At 44.9% G+C, this 16,104-nt stretch carries 11 protein-coding genes; 10 read left to right on the top strand and 1 reads right to left on the bottom strand.

Features of this window, described 5'->3' with window-relative positions; translation table 11 throughout:
- Positions 1–165: 165 nt before the first annotated feature.
- The 5 genes from aceE (at position 166) to ACXAFM_RS04335 (ending at position 8,145) form a co-directional block, all read left to right on the top strand.
- Positions 166–2,841 carry a pyruvate dehydrogenase (acetyl-transferring), homodimeric type gene (gene aceE, locus ACXAFM_RS04355; protein WP_474827248.1) on the top strand — a complete coding sequence of 892 codons (2,676 nt, stop codon included), beginning with the start codon at positions 166–168 and terminating at the stop codon, positions 2,839–2,841.
- 21 nt (positions 2,842–2,862) lie between these two features.
- Positions 2,863–4,884 (top strand): pyruvate dehydrogenase complex dihydrolipoyllysine-residue acetyltransferase, encoded by a 2,022-nt coding sequence (aceF, locus tag ACXAFM_RS04350; protein WP_474833546.1) that lies wholly within the window; start codon positions 2,863–2,865, stop codon positions 4,882–4,884.
- A gap of 132 nt (positions 4,885–5,016) precedes the next feature.
- Positions 5,017–6,438 carry a dihydrolipoyl dehydrogenase gene (gene lpdA / locus ACXAFM_RS04345; protein ID WP_014950394.1) on the top strand — a complete coding sequence of 474 codons (1,422 nt, stop codon included), beginning with the start codon at positions 5,017–5,019 and terminating at the stop codon, positions 6,436–6,438.
- 123 nt (positions 6,439–6,561) lie between these two features.
- A complete protein-coding gene (locus ACXAFM_RS04340) occupies positions 6,562–7,002 on the top strand; it encodes a hypothetical protein (protein ID WP_474827244.1) in 441 nt (146 codons plus the stop codon).
- A 156-nt stretch (positions 7,003–7,158) separates the two neighbouring features.
- Positions 7,159–8,145 (top strand): hypothetical protein, encoded by a 987-nt coding sequence (locus ACXAFM_RS04335; RefSeq protein ID WP_474827242.1) that lies wholly within the window; start codon positions 7,159–7,161, stop codon positions 8,143–8,145.
- Positions 8,146–8,245: 100 nt separating this feature from the next.
- On the opposite strand, the gene ACXAFM_RS04330 is transcribed toward ACXAFM_RS04335, so the two are convergent.
- Entirely contained in the window at positions 8,246–9,316 is a 1,071-nt protein-coding gene (locus tag ACXAFM_RS04330; RefSeq protein ID WP_474827240.1) for a LysR family transcriptional regulator, read from the bottom strand.
- A 151-nt stretch (positions 9,317–9,467) separates the two neighbouring features.
- Here ACXAFM_RS04330 and ACXAFM_RS04325 point away from each other — a divergent pair, with 151 nt between their 5' ends.
- The 5 genes from ACXAFM_RS04325 to ACXAFM_RS04305 all read left to right on the top strand — a co-directional run bounded on the left by ACXAFM_RS04325 (position 9,468) and on the right by ACXAFM_RS04305 (position 16,053).
- Positions 9,468–10,745, top strand: coding sequence for an efflux RND transporter periplasmic adaptor subunit (locus ACXAFM_RS04325; protein ID WP_474827238.1), 1,278 nt, complete (start codon positions 9,468–9,470; stop codon positions 10,743–10,745).
- The gene (locus ACXAFM_RS04320; RefSeq protein ID WP_474827236.1) at positions 10,745–13,867 is read left to right on the top strand and encodes an efflux RND transporter permease subunit; all 3,123 of its coding nucleotides are present in this window, start codon (positions 10,745–10,747) and stop codon (positions 13,865–13,867) included. Before ACXAFM_RS04325 ends, ACXAFM_RS04320 begins: the two co-directional genes overlap by 1 nt.
- 163 nt (positions 13,868–14,030) lie before the next feature.
- On the top strand, positions 14,031–14,741 hold the full coding sequence (locus tag ACXAFM_RS04315; protein ID WP_474827234.1) for an SIMPL domain-containing protein: 711 nt from the start codon (positions 14,031–14,033) through the stop codon (positions 14,739–14,741).
- Between the two features lie 176 nt (positions 14,742–14,917).
- A complete protein-coding gene (locus tag ACXAFM_RS04310) occupies positions 14,918–15,208 on the top strand; it encodes a DUF1289 domain-containing protein (RefSeq protein WP_474827233.1) in 291 nt (96 codons plus the stop codon).
- A 20-nt stretch (positions 15,209–15,228) separates the two neighbouring features.
- Entirely contained in the window at positions 15,229–16,053 is an 825-nt protein-coding gene (locus ACXAFM_RS04305; RefSeq protein WP_474827231.1) for an HDOD domain-containing protein, read from the top strand.
- The last annotated feature ends 51 nt before the right edge of the window (positions 16,054–16,104 follow it).

Here is a 16,104-nt window from a genome sequence, read left to right as displayed (position 1 = left end):
TTCGCAGAGGCTGGTCAGGTTTTTCCTGTGCCACTGCAAAAGCAGGTGAGCCAGATTGGGTCACTGTGAGTACAACGTAATTTAGTTTTCCTTCTTTTAGCGCCTTTAAGACAAAGGCAATGCTAAGGGAGGATTTTCTATATAAGCAAAAAATAGGATGGCACCATGTCTGATATGATGCACCAAGATGTAGATCCTCAAGAAACTAAAGAGTGGATTGATGCGCTTGAGTCGGTTTTAGAAGAGGAAGGCGTAGAACGCGCCCACTATTTACTCGAAAAGCTTATTGATAAAGCACGTCGCAGCGGAGCGCATTTACCGTATGACGCTACTACTGCCTACATCAATACTATCCCTGCAGCACAAGAACCAAAAATGCCTGGTGACTTGACCATCGAAGCGCGCATCCGTGCAGCGATTCGTTGGAACGCATTGATGATTGTATTGCGTGCATCGAAAAAAGACCTAGAGCTTGGTGGCCACATTGGTAGTTTCGCATCATCGGCTATGCTTTACGATGTAGGCTTTAACCACTTCTTTAAAGCGCCTAACGAGAATCAAGGCGGCGATTTTATTTTTGCACAGGGCCATATTTCTCCGGGTATCTATGCGCGTTCTTTCATGGAAGGCAACCTAACTGAAGAGCAGTTAAACAACTTCCGTCAAGAGTGTGCTGGCGATGGTCTGTCGTCTTACCCACACCCTCACTTGATGAAAGATTATTGGCAGTTCCCAACCGTATCTATGGGTCTTGGTCCACTTCAAGCTATCTACACAGCGCGCTTCCTTAAGTACCTAACTAACCGTGGTATTAAAGACTGTTCAGGTCAGCGCGTATACTGCTACATGGGTGACGGTGAGTGTGATGAGCCAGAGAGCTTGGGTGCAATCGGTCTAGCATCTCGTGAAGGCCTAGATAACCTAACGTTCGTTATCAACTGTAACCTGCAGCGCCTAGACGGGCCGGTACGTGGTAATGGCAAAATTATCCAAGAACTTGAAGGTACGTTCCGTGGCGCAGGCTGGGAAGTAGTGAAAGTAATCTGGGGTAGCTACTGGGATGAGCTATTAGCTCGTGATAAATCTGGCAAGCTAATTCAGCTTATGGGTGAAACGGTAGACGGTGAATACCAGAACTGTAAAGCCAAAGGCGGTAAGTACACTCGTGAGAACTTCTTCAACAAGTACCCTGAAACAGCGGCGCTTGTAGCAAATATGTCTGATGATGACATCTGGCGCTTAAACCGTGGTGGTCACGATCCAGTTAAAGTATTCGCGGCTTACCAAAAAGCAATCGATACGAAAGGTCGTCCAACAGTAATTCTTGCTAAAACGGTTAAAGGTTTCGGTCTTGGTGCATCAGGCGAAGCACAAAACGTAGCGCACAACGTTAAGAAAATGGACGTTGATTCCATCAAAGCGTTCCGCGACCGTTTCAATATTCCAGTAGCAGACGACAAGATTGCTGACCTGCCTTACTTCAAGTTCGACGAAGACAGCGAAGAAATGAAGTACCTTCGCGCACGTCGTGAAGCGTTAGGTGGTTATTTACCTTCTCGCCGTGAACAGGCTGAAGAACAGCTTGAAATTCCTGAGCTAAGTGCATTCGACGCTATCTTAAAAGGTTCTGGTGACCGTCAAGTTTCATCAACAATGACCTTTGTGCGTGTACTTAACGCGCTATTGAAAGATAAGAAAATTGGTAAGCGTATTGTGCCAATTATTCCTGATGAAGCCCGTACATTCGGTATGGAAGGCTTGTTCCGTCAGGTAGGTATTTACGCCAATGAAGGCCAGAAATACGTACCTCAAGATGCCGACCAAGTCGCTTACTATCGCGAAGATAAGAAAGGTCAGGTACTGCAAGAAGGTATTAACGAACTAGGTGCAATGGCATCGTGGGTAGCGTCAGGTACGTCGTACTCAACATGTAACGCTACCACTATTCCGTTCTACATTTACTACTCAATGTTTGGTTTCCAACGTGTTGGTGACCTTGCATGGGCAGCGGGTGATAGTCAAGCACGTGGTTTCTTACTAGGTGCAACAGCGGGTAGAACTACGCTTAATGGTGAAGGTCTACAGCACCAAGACGGTCATTCACACGTTCAGGCGAACCTAATTCCTAACTGTATTACTTACGATCCAACGTACGGTTACGAAGTAGCGGTTATTGTTCAAGACGGTCTGCGTCGCATGTATGGTAACAATGAAAATATCTTCTATTACCTAACGTTGATGAACGAGAACTATCAGCACCCTGCAATGCCAGAAGGTGATGATGTTGCTGAGCAAATCATTAAAGGTATTTACAAGCTTGAGCGCGTTGAAAACGACAAGTCTAAGCTTAACGTACAGCTAATGGGCTCTGGTACTATCTTGAACGAAGTGCGTAAAGCGGCACAGATTCTGTGTGAAGACTACAACGTATCTTCTGACGTTTACTCTGTGACTTCATTCAACGAGCTAGCCCGTGAAGGTCAAGACGTAACTCGTTGGAACATGCTAAACCCTGAAGCTGAGCAAAAAGTACCTTACATTGGTCAGGTCATTACGAAAGATGCAGGTCCTGCGATTTCTGCCACTGACTATGTGAAGAACTACTCAGACCAAGTACGCGCGTTCATTGAAACTGAATACCGATGCCTAGGTACAGACGGTTTCGGTCGAAGCGATAGCCGTGAAAACTTGCGTACTCACTTTGAAGTTAATGCGTCATACATTGTGGTTGCATCACTTTACGAATTGGCTCAGCGCGGTGACGTTGAGAAGAAAGTGGTAGCAGAAGCCATTAAGCGTTTTGATATTAACGCTGAAAAACTTAACCCACTTTACGCGTAAGCCAGATAAGGTATTTTACATATGTCAGATATTCAAAAGATTATCGTACCCGACGTAGGCGGTGACGAAGTTGAAGTTATCGAGCTATGTGTTGCCGTAGGCGACAACATTGAAGCCGATGAAGGCGTTGTTACTGTTGAAAGTGACAAGGCGTCAATGGACATCCCAGCACCATTTGAAGGTGAGATTGTAAGCCTGTCTGTATCAGTAGGCGATAAAATCAAAGAAGGCGATGTGATTGGTGAAATGAAAGTTGCAGGTGGTAAAAGTTCTGATGAGAGCACCGCTGAAGAATCATCTTCAGAGGACGCTTCACAAGAAGAAGCGCCTAAGCAAGATGAAGCACCGAAAGCAGAAAGCAAGTCAGAGGCAGCACCAGCTGCGTCTGGCGGTAGCGAAGTCATTGAAGTCGCAGTACCGGATATCGGTTCTGACGACGAAGTTGACGTAATCGACGTATTGGTTTCAGTGGGTGACTCCATCGAAAAAGAAGATGGACTAATTACGCTTGAAACCGATAAAGCGACCATGGACGTTCCTTCAACACATGCAGGTACGGTGAAAGAAGTATTCATCAGCACTGGCGATAAAGTGAAAGAAGGAACAGTTGTTATTAAACTTGAAGTAGCGGGCTCAGGCTCGGCGTCAAGCGAGTCTTCAGAAGCATCTGCACCGGCTGCGCAGGAAAGCGAAAAGCAAGAGTCTGCTCCTGCGACGTCTGCAAGTAGCGAAACCATTGAAGTAACTGTGCCTGATATCGGTGAAGACGGTGAAGTTGACGTTATCGACGTACTTGTATCAGCTGGCGATAGCGTTGAGAAAGAAGACGGCTTAATTACGCTAGAAACTGATAAAGCCACCATGGATGTACCTTCAACCCACGCAGGTACTATCAAGGAAGTCTTTATCAAGACGGGTGATAAGGTTAAGCAAGGTACATTGGTTGTTAAGCTTGAGACCAGCGGCGGTTCGTCTTCAAGTGCAGCTGAAAAGCCTGCTGAAGCACCTAAGCAAGAAGCACCTAAGCAACAAGAAACCAAACAAGCGTCACAGCAAGAAGCCTCTCAAGGCCGTTCTCCTGTGCCGCCAGCGCCAGAAGCCAAGAACACAGGTAAAGCACATGCTTCTCCTTCGGTTCGCCGGATTGCTCGCGAGTTCGGTGTAGACCTGACTCAAGTTAGCGGCTCTGGTCCTAAAAACCGTATCTTGAAAGAAGACGTTCAGGCCTACGTGAAAGCTGAGCTTGCGAAACCTCGCACGGCTGCAGCTTCAGGCAGTGCGCCAGTAGGCGACAACGTACTTCAAATCGTGCCAGTTAAACTTGTTGACCACAGCAAGTTTGGTGAGATTGAAGAGCAAAAGCTTTCTAGAATTCAAAAGATCTCTGGACCGTTCTTACACCGTAACTGGGCGACTATCCCGCACGTTACGCAGTTCGACGAAGCAGATATCACTGAAGTTGAAGACTTCCGTAAAGAGCAAAACGCTTACCACGCGAAAATTAAGTCTGGTCTTAAGATCACGCCATTAGTATTCGTAATGAAAGCGGTAGCGAAAGCCCTTGAGAAATACGAAGTATTTAATTCATCACTGTCTGACGACGGCGAAAGCTTAATCATCAAGAAGTTCATCAACATTGGTATTGCGGTTGAAACTCCGGGAGGTCTTGTTGTACCTGTTATTCGTGACGTGAATAAGAAAGGTATTGAAGAGCTTTCTCGCGAGCTTATCGAAACATCTAAGAAAGCCCGTGAAGGCAAGCTTAAAGCGGCTGACATGCAGGGCGGTACGTTTACAATCTCTAGCCTAGGTGGTATCGGCGGTACGGCGTTTACGCCTATTGTAAATGCACCAGAAGTCGCCATATTAGGTGTATCTAAGTCTGAGATGAAGCCTAAGTGGAATGGTAAAGAGTTTGAGCCGCGCTTAATGGTGCCGCTGAGCCTGTCATACGACCACCGAGTAATCGATGGTGCGGTAGGTGCAAGATTCTCTACTGAGGTTGCTGCAAACCTAACTGACTTACGCAGAATCATACTTTAAATAAAAGGTCGAAAAAGTTTACAATATCAGTAACATTTTCGACGATTTTATAAGCCCATTTGGTGGCATTTAGGTTATGCTATTACACAAAAGTAATAGCATGACCCTACAAGAACAGGATTGAGGTTCACAATGAGCGAAATTAAAACGCAATTGGTGGTACTGGGCGGCGGCCCTGGCGGTTATTCAGCAGCATTCCGTGCGGCTGACTTAGGTATTGAAACAGTTATCGTAGACTCACGCGACACGCTTGGTGGTGTTTGTCTTAACGTTGGTTGTATCCCTTCAAAAGCCCTTCTTCACGTTGCTAAAGTGATGAAAGAAGCGAAGCACCTTGCTAGCCACGGTGTATCGTTTGGCGAGCCTACCATCGATTTAGATAAAATCCGCGAATACAAAGACGGCGTTGTTAAGCAATTAACAAATGGCCTTAGCGGCATGTCTAAAATGCGTAAAACCAAGCATGTACAAGGCTTTGGTAAATTTACAGGCGCAAACACCCTAGAAGTAAAAAATGGTGACGACGTTACTACTATTACTTTTGAAAAAGCGATTATTGCTGCGGGTTCTGAGCCAGTAAGCCTACCGTTCATCCCAGAAGATGACCGCGTAATTGACTCAACTGGCGCACTGGAAATGAAAGACATTCCAGAGAAAATGCTAGTACTAGGCGGTGGTATCATTGGTCTAGAAATGGGTACTGTGTACGAAGCACTTGGTTCGAACATCGATGTAGTTGAATTCTTAGATCAGCTAATTCCAGCAGCTGACAAAGACATCATGAAAGTATTCATGAAAGACTACAAAGACAAGTTTAACATTATGCTTGAAACCAAAGTGACTGCGGTTGAAGCTAAAGACGATGGCTTGTACGTAACGTTTGAAGGCAAGAACGCACCTGCTGAGCCAGTACGCTACGACAAAGTACTTGTCGCTGTTGGTCGTAAGCCAAACGGTAAGCTAGTTGGCGCAGATGCGGCTGGCGTAAACGTTGACGAGCGTGGCTTCATCAACGTTGATAAGCAAATGCGTACTAACGTTGACCACATCTTCGCAATCGGTGACCTTGTAGGTCAGCCAATGCTTGCGCACAAAGCGGTTCACGAAGGTCACGTTGCAGCAGAAGTTATTGCTGGACAGAAGCATTACTTCGACCCACGTGCTATTCCTTCAGTAGCGTACACTGAGCCAGAAGTTGCTTGGGTTGGTCTAACTGAAAAAGAAGCGAAAGAGCAGGGCGTAAGCTATGAAACAGCCACCTTCCCATGGGCTGCTTCAGGCCGTGCAATTGCATCTGATGCCACTAACGGTATGACTAAGATGATTTTCGAAAAAGAAACGGGCCGCGTAATCGGTGGTGCTATGGTAGGTACCAACGCGGGCGAAATGCTTGGCGAAATCGGCCTAGCTATTGAGATGGGTGCTGATGCTGAAGACGTAGCATTGACTATCCATGCTCACCCAACGCTTAACGAGTCTATTGGTCTTGCGTCTGAAATCTTCGAAGGAAGTATAACTGACCTGCCAAACCCGAAAGCGAAGAAAAAGAAGTAAGCTAGCTTCTTTTTAAGTCACTTTAAAAACCCGCTTTTTAAGCGGGTTTTTTGTACTACACTTTTACTTCAAAGCTCAATTCGAAAATATAAGTTAGGCGCAGGAATTTCGAAGTGGTGGTAGATGTCAGTAAAGATTAAAGATCCAATCAAAGTACAATCGAAGTTTGGTGAATACAGCGTTGAACTTAAGGGAAACATAATTCGCCTAGACGGAAAGGGAGTAGTAACAAAAGCGCTTTTTCAACACTATCACGAAGATGTCAAAAAACTCGCTTTACCTCTAGGTGGACAGCCTTGGGGATTTTTGATTTTCGTACAAGGTGTCGGTATTTTAACGCCAGATGCTGAAAAAGCTTTAATTGAATCTGTGCGCCTTAGAAAACAATATGGCTTGCAAGCTTGTGCTTTTGTTACTAGCAATGCTGACATACCCGCTTTGGTTAAAAGTCAGTTTGAACGCATATATGCAGCCGCGAACTTAGCATGCTATTTCAGTGATTCTGAAGATGATGCTCTCGCATGGTTAGATGCGCTTGGTTGCTCGCTAGATACAGATGAGTAGGTGTCCAAATTTCTTACACTTGCCAGTGTTTTTTTATTTCCTCTCTGGTTTTTTGTTTTAGTATCAATGGATTGGGGGAGTGGCGCTTTTTTTGCTAACAAAAAATCTTAAAGTATTTAACAAGGCAGTAAATTTAAGACAGTGAGGACGTAAATTATGAAAAATATTTTGTTAGCAAGCAGTTTAGGGGTAGCTTTAGCCGTTACCGGCACCGCATCGGCGAACATAATCATGACGGGAGATTATGTTCTTACTCAAGTAAGTAATGATGGTACCCTAGGTAATCGCGGCTTCAACCCTGGGCTTGTTTATGATAGTACAGGGCTAGGTAATTTTGATTCGAATTTTGACTACTTAGCGCCAGGCACTCCCCACGAAGCTTTTGGTATTCGCTACAATACTGTAGCCGGCTCTTCTGGGTTACTAGGTAATAGCAACTCAGCTTCTGGTGATGTTACAAGTGGTGATGATTTTTCTCTCGTCTCGCTTACGGACATGACTCCCGGCTCTTCTTTTGATAATCACGTTCGTTGGAGTGGTACTAATAGCGTAATCAATATCGTACACGACTTTTTCTTTAACGATGATGAAGAACGAGTGAATATCAAAACTACGATTGAAGCGCTTGTTGATATTACCGACCTGTTGTTCGCTCGTGCAATCGACCCGGATCCTGATTCAAGGGCGCATGGAACGTCAGCGACTAACAATCAACGTGGCATCGACAATAACAACGATGGTGATGCGCTTGATTCTGGTGATGTGGCCGTAGAGAACTTTGTTGGTTCTTTAGGTTCTGTTAGTGGCACCCCTCTGGGCTTGTTTGCAAACACCTCGTTTACACAAAATACAGGTATCGTAGGCGCATGTTGTAGTGTTTTTGATCCCCTTACCTACCTTGCTGGTGGAAACTTGGGCGATAGTTCAACCGGTGATGATGGAATCGGAATCGCTTTCAATTTGGGTGATTTGTTGGCTGGTGAAAGTGTGTCTGTTGACTATGCTTATGTAATGGCGGGTTCTTTGGCTACTATAGACTTACCGGATGATGATGATTCGACAACTGTTCCTACACCGTCTTCAATAGGTTTATTTGGACTTTGTTTGTTAGCACTAACACGTCGTTTCAAACTGAAAAAATAAAGTTAGACATTACAATACAAACGCTATCTATCGATAGCGTTTGTATTATTTCTTACCAATCAATGTAGAGATAGAACTTCTGGTAATACAGCTCTTTCAATTATGCTGTTTCTTTTCCTGCTATGATTTTTGCTTCTTCATCGTTGCTCGGTGTTTTTAAGTGCGCAGGCGTGAACTCTTCACAATCCATATTACGCTGGTCCATAAAGCGTTTAACCGTATCGGCACAATATGCTTTGCGGCAGCACTGAGACAGCAGCATCTCGTGGCGCTGAACACGCTCACGAACAAATTTAACAACTAAGCTCCTAAGCCACTGCAAGCCAGCGTCTTGGTCTTGGCGTTTATGCCACATTATAGACAAAGGTGAGCTAATAATTTCCACAGGCGTTTCAAATACCGCTAACTCACCCGAGAAAATTTCCTTTTCCATGACCAATGAAGGCGCAACACAAATAAGGTTACTCTCTTTTAATAGCGGGGTAGCGTTGTAAAATTGGTTTACTGACATGGCAACGCGGCGCTTGAGGCCCAAATTAGCGAGCGCCTGATCTGTTGGGCCTGTCACATCGCCTGTCACTGACACTAGCAAGTGATCTGCTGCTACGAAGTCTTCCAACGATAATTGTGATTTTGCCAATGGATGATCGGGACGCATTACCACCACCCAGCTAGGGTCAAGCACATGTTCAGAGCGAATTACAGAGCCAGGCTCTTGGTGTTTAGAGAAGGTCAGTTCAGCTTCAGCATCTTTAAGTATTTTATCCGTTTCCATATCGTAATTAGGAATAGCATGGATATTAATACCAGGAGCCTCATTCTCAATGACTTTGCGAAGCGGCCCCCATACCATAGATACAATGCTGTCTGTGGCTGCAATACGAAAAGTCCGCTTTGCCGTTGCGGGGTTAAAGTCAGTCGGGTTTACGGCAACTTCAAGTTCGCCTAACGGGCCTTGAATCTGACTCCACAAGTTTTTAGCAAAAGAGGTAGGCTGAATACCACGGCCGTCTTTCACGAATAGCTCGTCGTTCCAGGCAGTGCGCATGCGAGACAATGCATTAGAGACCGCAGGTTGCGTCATTGATAACCTGTCAGCTGCTCGGGTAATGGCACCCTCAGTCATGATGGCATCAAAAATCATTAATAAATTTAAATCATGTGGACGCATCGTTCTCTCCGCTTTTTTCTTAATAAGCTCAAATTTAAATATATAACATAATGTGATGTGTTTCATATAAAAAGATAATTATTTTTATTGTTTGAGGGTGTGCATAATGCGCGGCATCAAACTTTAGTCTAACTTTTTAGAGAATCTTGCGATGAAAACTTTTACCCGTTTATTGGCAATAGTCAGCCTAACTGCGCTAGTCGCTGCATGCGGAGGTGACGAGCAGGATCCAAGTCAATCAATGAGCGCTGGTTCAAATGCCGGTGTTCCAGTTGATGTGGCTACCGTGGTGACTCAGCGTTTAACCGAGTGGGATAATTTCACAGGGCGTTTAGAATCGCCGCACATCGTTGCACTTCGACCTCGCGTGTCGGGCTATATCGATTTTGTCGCGTTTGATGAAGGTGAATACGTTGAACAAGGGCAAACCTTATTCTTAATCGATAACCGTGCATTTAAAGCTGAAGTGAACCGCTTAACTGCTCAACTTGAAGAAGCCAAAAGTCGCGTTCAGTTGGCGGAGCAAAACTACAGCCGCGCATTCAAACTGCGCAAAACACAAGCGGTATCTGAAGAAGTGCTTGACGCTCGCCTAGCAGAAAAAAATCAAGCACTAGCAAGCTTAAACCAAACACAAGCCGCACTTGAAGTAGCTCGCTTAAATCGCGGTTTCGCCCGTGTTGAAGCGCCAATCTCTGGACGTGTATCCCGTGCCAATATTACAGAGGGTAACTTTGTGACTGCAGGGCAAACAGAACTAACCCGTATTGTCTCCACTGACCGTTTATATGCTTATTTCGATATAGATGAGCAGACTTACCTGAATTACGTTAATAGCGATAAAAGCGCCTCGAGGGCGGTAAGCGACCAGCCAGTAGCGATGCGCCTTGCTAACGAGTCTGACTACAACCACTGGGGGCAAATCGATTTTATCGACAACCAAGTTAACGGTAGCACTGGCACGCTTCGCGTTCGAGCTGTGTTTAATAACGAAGAAGGGCGTTTAATTCCTGGCTTATTTGCACATTTAAAATTAGCAGGTGACACCGAAGAACAGGGCATTCTTATTAAAGAAAAAGCTATTGGCACAGATCTGAATAATAAGTTTGTACTGGTTGTAAACGACGAAAGTAAAGTGGAATATCGCGCAGTGAAGCTGGGTGACAAAGTGGGCAGCATGCGCATTATTACAAGTGGCCTAAACGCTAACGACACTATTGTGGTTGATGGCCTACAGCGTGTGCGCCCTGGTGCACAAGTTGCCGCAAATAAAGTCCCCATGGGTGATGAAGATGCACTTGCAAACCTATCTGATTGGCAATCAAAGGTCGATAACGCTACTCAAATAACCCAAAGCATGGCGCAGGTTGAAGATGTTTTATCTGGTGGTTCATTTACCTCAGGTACAGCAACAGCAGGTCTTAAGTAATGAATATCTCGCAGTTTTTCATTAGCCGCCCGATTTTTGCGGGCGTGCTTTCCCTACTTATTTTTATCGGTGGTGCCATCGCTGTTTGGCAACTGCCTATCACTGAATACCCTGAAGTAGTGCCGCCTACCGTGGTGGTAACTGCGAATTATCCTGGTGCAAACCCTGAAGTTATTGCTGAAACAGTCGCCACGCCGTTAGAACAAGAAATTAACGGTGTTGAAGATATGCTGTATATGTCTTCTCAAGCTACCAGTGATGGGCGTATGACGCTAACTGTTACCTTCGCGATTGGTACAGACCCAGACGAAGCTACAACGCTGGTACAAAACCGTGTTAATCGCGCTACGCCACGTTTACCTCAAGAAGTGCAGCGCCTAGGTGTGGTTACCGAAAAGTCCTCGCCAGATTTAACCATGGTGGTGCATTTAACGTCGCCTGATAAACGTTATGACATGCTGTATCTTTCAAACTATGCCGATCAGTTTGTTAAAGACGAATTAGCTCGCATAAATGGAGTGGGGCAGGTACGCCTGTTCGGTGCAGGCGAGTTCAGCATGCGAGTATGGCTAGACCCTAACAAGCTTGCATCGCTTCAATTAAACCCTGGTGATGTAGCAGCGGCTATTGCCGATCAGAACCAGCAGGCTGCGGCAGGTAGCCTTGGTGCGCAGCCAACAGGCAGCAGTGAATTTCAGCTACTTATTAATGTTCGTGGTCGTCTAAAAGACGAAGCCGAATTTGAAAATATCATCGTTAAGTCTGGCGAAAATGGCGAGATTACCCGACTTAAAGACGTGGCTCGCGTTGAGCTAGGGGCGAACAATTATGCGTTACGTTCGCTATTAAATAATAACCCAGCTGCGGCAATTCCAATATTCCAAGCCCCAGGCTCAAACGCTATTCAAATATCGGATGATGTAAGAGCGCGCATGGCAGAGCTTTCAAAGATGTTTCCCGATGGCTTAGAGTACGACATTGTTTACGATCCTACCGTGTTTGTAAGAGGCTCGATTGAAGCCGTGGTAAACACGCTTTTAGAAGCGGTATTACTTGTTGTTCTAGTGGTTGTGCTATTTCTTCAAACTTGGCGAGCATCCATTATTCCACTAGTGGCAGTACCTATTTCACTGGTAGGAACATTCGCCTTTATGCAGTTAATGGGTTTTTCTCTTAATGCGCTGTCTTTATTTGGCTTAGTGTTAGCTATTGGTATTGTTGTAGACGATGCCATCGTTGTAGTGGAAAACGTAGAGCGAAATATTGCTGAAGGTAAATCGCCATTTGACGCTACTGTCCAAGCAATGAAAGAAGTGACGGGGCCGATTATTGCTACCACGCTGGTTTTGGCTGCCGTATTTATACCAACGGCTTTCATGAGCGGCTTAACCGGGCAATTCTATAAACAGTTTGCACTTACTATCACTATTTCAACGGTAATATCTGCAATTAACTCGTTAACATTAAGCCCTGCTTTATCTGCTCTACTATTGAAGCCTCACGGTAAAGCAAATGATTGGCTTACTCGCGGTATGGATAAGGTGTTTGGTCGCTTTGTATTTGCGCCATTTAACCGGGTATTTGATCGTGGTTCGAAACAATACACAGGTGCGGTTGGCGGCTTAATTCGCAAAAGCGGCATTGTACTGGTGTTATATGCAGGCCTTATTGCGCTTACTTATAACCAGTTTGCCACTACACCTACGGGTTATGTTCCAGGTCAAGATAAGCAGTATTTGGTGGCTTTTGCGCAACTTCCTAATGCAGCGAGTTTAGACAGAACGGAAGAGGTGATCCGTGAAATGTCTCGCATTGCGATGGAACACCCAGGCGTGTCAGATGCCGTAGCGTTTCCTGGCTTAAATATTAACGGTTTTACTAATAGTCCAAGTTCTGGAATTTTATTTACGCCGCTTAAGCCTTTTAGTGAAAGACAGTCACCAGAGTTATCTGCTGGCGCTATTGCTGCAAAACTCAATCAGCAGTTTGGTTCGATCAAAGGGGCTTATGTCGCTATTTTCCCGCCGCCTCCGGTGATGGGGCTAGGCACTATTGGTGGCTTCCGCTTGCAAGTGGAAGATAGAGGGAATTTAGGTTTTGAAGAGCTAGAGCGTGTAACCCAAGAAGTGATTGGTAAAGCCTGGGCGCACCCAGCGCTAACAGGTTCATTTACAAGCTTCACCGTAGCCGTGCCACAACTTGATGTAGACGTAGATCGTGAAAAAGCAGTAAGCCAAGGGGTAAACATCGATACGTTATTTACCACGATGCAAGCTTACTTGGGTTCCCTTTATGTAAATGACTTCAACTTGTTTGGCAGAACATACCAAGTGAACGTGCAGGCTGATGCTCAATATCGTCAAGAGATAGGGGACATAACCCAGTTCAAAATCAGAAATAGCCAAGGTGAAATGATACCGTTAGGTTCATTCCTAGACGTTCAACATAGCGCCGGTCCAGACCGAGTGATGCACTACAATGGCTACGTTACCGCCGAAATTAACGGTGCTCCTGCGCCTGGCTATTCGTCAGACCAAGCGAAAGCGGCTATCGAAGAGATATTGGCTGAAACCTTGCCACTTGGCATGACCTACGAGTGGACAGAGTTGACCTACCAGCAAATATTAGCCGGTAATGCATCAGCGTTTGTATTTCCACTGGTTGTGCTTCTTGTGTTCTTAGTACTAGCTGCACAGTATGAAAGCCTTCGTTTACCACTGGCAATTATACTGATAGTTCCTATGACCTTATTGAGCGCCCTTATTGGTGTTCAGATTTACGGTGGTGACAACAATATCTTCACCCAAATTGGTCTAATTGTATTGGTCGGCCTTGCTACAAAGAACGCCATCCTTATTGTCGAGTTTGCTAAAGAGCTGCAGGACAGCGGCATGGATGCGCTTGCGGCAATTAAAGAGGCAAGCCGCTTACGTTTACGTCCGATTTTGATGACATCAATTGCCTTTATCATGGGGGTATTACCTATGGTTATCTCTACTGGCGCGGGTGCAGAAATGCGTCAAGCCATGGGCGTGGCCGTATTCTCTGGAATGATAGGCGTCACTTTCTTCGGCTTAATTCTTACTCCCGTATTTTACTATTTGCTAAAACGTAAAGGTTAACTCTCCCGTCTACCCAAGCGTTGCCCTCTTAAGGGGCTCTTTAGGCCACTCATTTGAGTGGCCTTTTTTTTGCCACCTTTGGTCAGCATTTGTGTCGTTTTGTGAAACCGAAAAGCTTATATTCGCTTGTATCCTGTTGAAAACAGACAGAATGGAGATTCGAATGAAATTAGGTGCGGCGATAGTAATGGCAATGGGCATGGTGGTTGCTGTGTCTTTGCTTGGTGTTCAGGTGTCTTCTGCCATGAACGATATGCAAACGTGGGATAGAGTAGTAACCGTAAAAGGATTGTCAGAGCGAGAATACATTGCTGATCAGGTTATTTGGCCTATTCAATTTGTCGACGCGGGCAATGACTTACCTCAACTGTATGAACATATCGAAAAGAATAGCCTTCAGGTGGCTAACTTTTTAGAAGAGAAGGGTATTTCAGCAGAAAGCATTACTATTGGAAAGCCTGAAATAAATGACAAATTGGCGCAACAATATGGAAGTAGTGAAAAAGCGCCATTTCGCTACAGTGCCATTCAAACCGTTACTGTCTTTTCAAATGATGTTGAAAAGGTGCGAGCGCTTATGCAGCAAATTGGGGAGTTAATTAAAACTGGTATTGTATTATCAGATCAAAGCTATCGCGCTCAGCCCGACTATGTATTTACCCGCTTAAACGAAGTAAAGCCGGAAATGATAGAAGAAGCGACGCTCAATGCGAGAGAGGTTGCGGAAAAATTTGCCAAAGATTCAAAAAGTACGTTGGGCAAAATTAAGCGCGCTAACCAAGGGCAGTTCAGTATTTCTAGTCGCGACGGTCATCATCCACACATAAAGAAAGTGCGCGTGGTTTCTACCATCGAATATACTCTTGTAGATTGATATTCATGCTATGCTAAGACCGCCATGTAGACACGGCAAATTCACGCATTTGTGCACTTTATGTATTATATTACTGCTAATGTCTAGTGGCTAGATTTGCGGGTATACGTTTTAATTTAAAGAAGTGCTGAGTACTTCAGCGCTTAACGCTTAATGATTAAGGTGGCAAGCCTGGAATGAAGGACCCTAAAGCGCAGTCCCAACAGCTTGAGTTTTTCGAGATTCCAAGCCCATGTATTGGTGTCTGCGAGTCGGGTCCAAGAGGGTTTTGTAAAGGCTGTTACAGAAGTCGAGATGAACGCCTCTATTGGCTTAAAGTTGATGATGCGACAAAACGAAAAATAATCAGTGCGTGTGTAAGACGTGAAAAAGCAGTAATGGCGAAGTTACGCAAAGCGCAAGAGCTTAAAAGTGAAGAGTCAACCGAACAGTTTTCTCTTTTCAATGAGCCGCCTGAAAGAAGTTAAAAAAGTTAGAGAATTTTTTGATGCCGTTAGATAAGTATGTTTCATATGCTGCGAAATCGTTTACGTTACCCGATATATGCGTTCGCTTGCGTTCAACGCTAGATGATCCTCGTTCTAGTATCGAAGAGATTGCTGTATTAGTTAGTGCCGACCCCTCTCTAACTGCTAAGGTGTTACGCCTGGCCAATAGTTCGCTTTTTCGTTTCCCCTCTCAAATTGAATCTGTAACAAAAGCCATAAATGTGATTGGTGGCGAGGCCCTTTATAATTTGGTTATTGCTGAAACTGCAACCACTGCCTTTAAGCACTTCGATACACTGCTAATTGATTTAGACAAGCATTGGCATGCTTCTGTTTATTGCGGGATGGTGGCGAAGAGTCTAGCCATGCGGCTGAATGTACGTGGCGCCGAACGCTTTTTCGTGATGGGTATTTTGCAAAACCTGAGCGAACTCATAGTTGCGAAGAAAGAGCCTAAGCTTTATGACGATTACCGCAATGCGAAAAAGAGCGACTTGCCACATATTGAACAACTGGCTCATTTCGGTTTTACGTTTGCGCATTGCAGCGGTATCATACTTGAAAAATGGCACTTACCTATTGGTCTTTTTTATCCCGTATCATTTATGAACGATGAAGCAAAATATACTTCTGATGTTGATATATGTGTTCTTGCAATTGCTAGTCGTATAACGCTTAGTCAACTTGATAAAGAAAATTATGCTGACATTGAACTTTTTACACCAGAAATAGCCAATACAGTAAGTCTCGACATGGAAGTGATAAGTAACTCAATTGAATATGCTGAACAAGAAACAGCAAAAATTGTGTCGCTTATTCACTGAGCTTTCAGTGCACTAATGCGGTAAGGTACTCTACATCGCAGAACATAGCAA

The sequence above is a fragment of the Alteromonas sp. ABD4_190 genome (assembly GCF_056160105.1).
This window is presented reverse-complemented; position numbering and strand designations above follow the sequence as displayed.

Bases quoted from the DNA above. Each gene is read 5' to 3' on its own strand.
- aceE (WP_474827248.1), top strand. From the start codon at position 166: ATGTCTGATATGATGCACCAAGATGTAGATCCTCAAGAAACTAAAGAG.
- aceF (WP_474833546.1), top strand. From the start codon at position 2,863: ATGTCAGATATTCAAAAGATTATCGTACCCGACGTAGGCGGTGACGAA.
- lpdA (WP_014950394.1), top strand. From the start codon at position 5,017: ATGAGCGAAATTAAAACGCAATTGGTGGTACTGGGCGGCGGCCCTGGC.
- ACXAFM_RS04340 (WP_474827244.1), top strand. From the start codon at position 6,562: ATGTCAGTAAAGATTAAAGATCCAATCAAAGTACAATCGAAGTTTGGT.
- ACXAFM_RS04335 (WP_474827242.1), top strand. From the start codon at position 7,159: ATGAAAAATATTTTGTTAGCAAGCAGTTTAGGGGTAGCTTTAGCCGTT.
- ACXAFM_RS04330 (WP_474827240.1), bottom strand. From the start codon at position 9,316: ATGCGTCCACATGATTTAAATTTATTAATGATTTTTGATGCCATCATG.
- ACXAFM_RS04325 (WP_474827238.1), top strand. From the start codon at position 9,468: ATGAAAACTTTTACCCGTTTATTGGCAATAGTCAGCCTAACTGCGCTA.
- ACXAFM_RS04320 (WP_474827236.1), top strand. From the start codon at position 10,745: ATGAATATCTCGCAGTTTTTCATTAGCCGCCCGATTTTTGCGGGCGTG.
- ACXAFM_RS04315 (WP_474827234.1), top strand. From the start codon at position 14,031: ATGAAATTAGGTGCGGCGATAGTAATGGCAATGGGCATGGTGGTTGCT.
- ACXAFM_RS04310 (WP_474827233.1), top strand. From the start codon at position 14,918: ATGAAGGACCCTAAAGCGCAGTCCCAACAGCTTGAGTTTTTCGAGATT.
- ACXAFM_RS04305 (WP_474827231.1), top strand. From the start codon at position 15,229: ATGCCGTTAGATAAGTATGTTTCATATGCTGCGAAATCGTTTACGTTA.